General features: G+C 39.5%; 1 protein-coding gene. It reads right to left on the reverse strand.

Annotated features, from left to right (window positions below; translation table 11 throughout):
• Window positions 1–250: 250 nt before the first annotated feature.
• Window positions 251–1,348 (reverse strand): Fic family protein, encoded by a 1,098-nt coding sequence (locus P20480_RS08195; protein WP_008130077.1) that lies wholly within the window; start codon window positions 1,346–1,348, stop codon window positions 251–253.
• Between the last annotated feature and the right edge of the window lie 251 nt (window positions 1,349–1,599).

The following is a 1,599-nucleotide window of genomic DNA, read 5'->3' on the forward strand; positions in this document are numbered from 1 at the left end:
GGGTAAGAGACGCTGCGCTTTTAGAGAAGTGATTAAGTGACTCGTGATTAAAAAACCAATAAATCAAATGGCTTGGCTTCTCATTTACTCCTCATTCGCTTCTCTTTGTGCATTAAAGCCCTAAAAGCAAAGCTTTTAATTTATGGACGAAAGTTTACCTTTCGCTTTAATTAAAGCATTCAGCACTACTCGTTTAACTTAAACACACCTATTTGCCTCAATTAATGAGTCAAATAGCCATTTAATTGCCTCATTGAGCAACTGTGTAACGTGTACTGCGCCCACCGGCAGCTGTTTTTGTTATGAAACCTAATGTTTGTAAATCGGCTAAATGCCGTGTGGCAGTCGCACGACTGACTTTAGCTACCTTTTGATACTGACTGGCACTAATTCCGTGCTCAAATTGGCCATCGAGTAATTTATTAATTACTTTTACTTGTTGCTCACTTAGTTTTGTTTGCTCTTTACTTGCCCAGTAATTAGTTTTAAAAACTGTTTGCTCAATATTTTTAAGCGTATGGTGTATCGCATTATTAAGCGTATTTAAAAACCATTTAATCCACTGTGTTATACAAAGCCCGCCACGCTGCGTGGCTTCTAGCACCTCGTAGTAGCTTTTTCGATCGTCTAAAATAGCCACCGACATAGCATAAAACCGAATAGACTCTGCATACTTTTGTGCTAAAGCCAGGTCGGTTATAAGTCGTGTTATGCGCCCGTTACCATCTTCAAGCGGATGTATTGTTACAAACCACAAGTGTGCGATAGCAGCACGAATAAAAGGGTCTATTTGTGGATCGTTTTGCGTGTTGTTAAACCAATCAAAAAATAGCGACAGCTCTTTGTTTACTAACTTTTTAGGTGGTGCTGTAAAATGTAATACCGGTTTATCTAAACGCCCTGATACCACCTGCATTGGCTCACCGCCACGCAACTGCCCGCCCTCAATATTAGTAAACAAGCTTTGCTCATCTGCAAATAATAAACGATGCCAGTTAAGCACCCTTTCTAAACCAAGCGCTGAATCTGTGTTAGTTATTGCATCAAGCATAATTTCTGCAAGATTGTCGCTTTGCACAGTTGTGGGATAAGGCTTCTCGTTAATATTGAGCTTTTTAGCGAGCGAAGAGCGAACCGAAAATGCATTAAGCTTTTCGCCCTCAATCGCACTAGAGTGAATAATATTTGCTAATAAAGTATCAAGAGCTTGCTGCTTTTGATGGGCACTTTGCACGCCCATACGGCCCACTAATAAGCCATGGTTATATGAAAGTTCACTTAGTAAGGGAGCAAGCGACGCATAATCCCACGTAAAGTTTGGCCAGTTTTGTTGTTGCCATATCCACATAGTCATTAGCCCTTAAGTTAGTTAACTTCAGTCTATATGATTTAATTGCCTCATTCAATGAGGCGATTAATGGCATTAATTGCCTCATTATTTTGCAAGCACCACCGCTTTTTAAATTATAGGCAACCGTAATTTAAATATTTGTAGATGCAATTTTACTTCGCGCTTTGACTACTCATTTACTCCTCATTCGCTTCTCTTTGTGCATTAAAACCCTAAAAACCCATTTTTCACAAAGAGGTTAAGAGACT

The sequence above is a fragment of the Pseudoalteromonas sp. BSi20480 genome, assembly GCF_000241365.1.
Lineage (GTDB): Bacteria > Pseudomonadota > Gammaproteobacteria > Enterobacterales > Alteromonadaceae > Pseudoalteromonas > Pseudoalteromonas marina.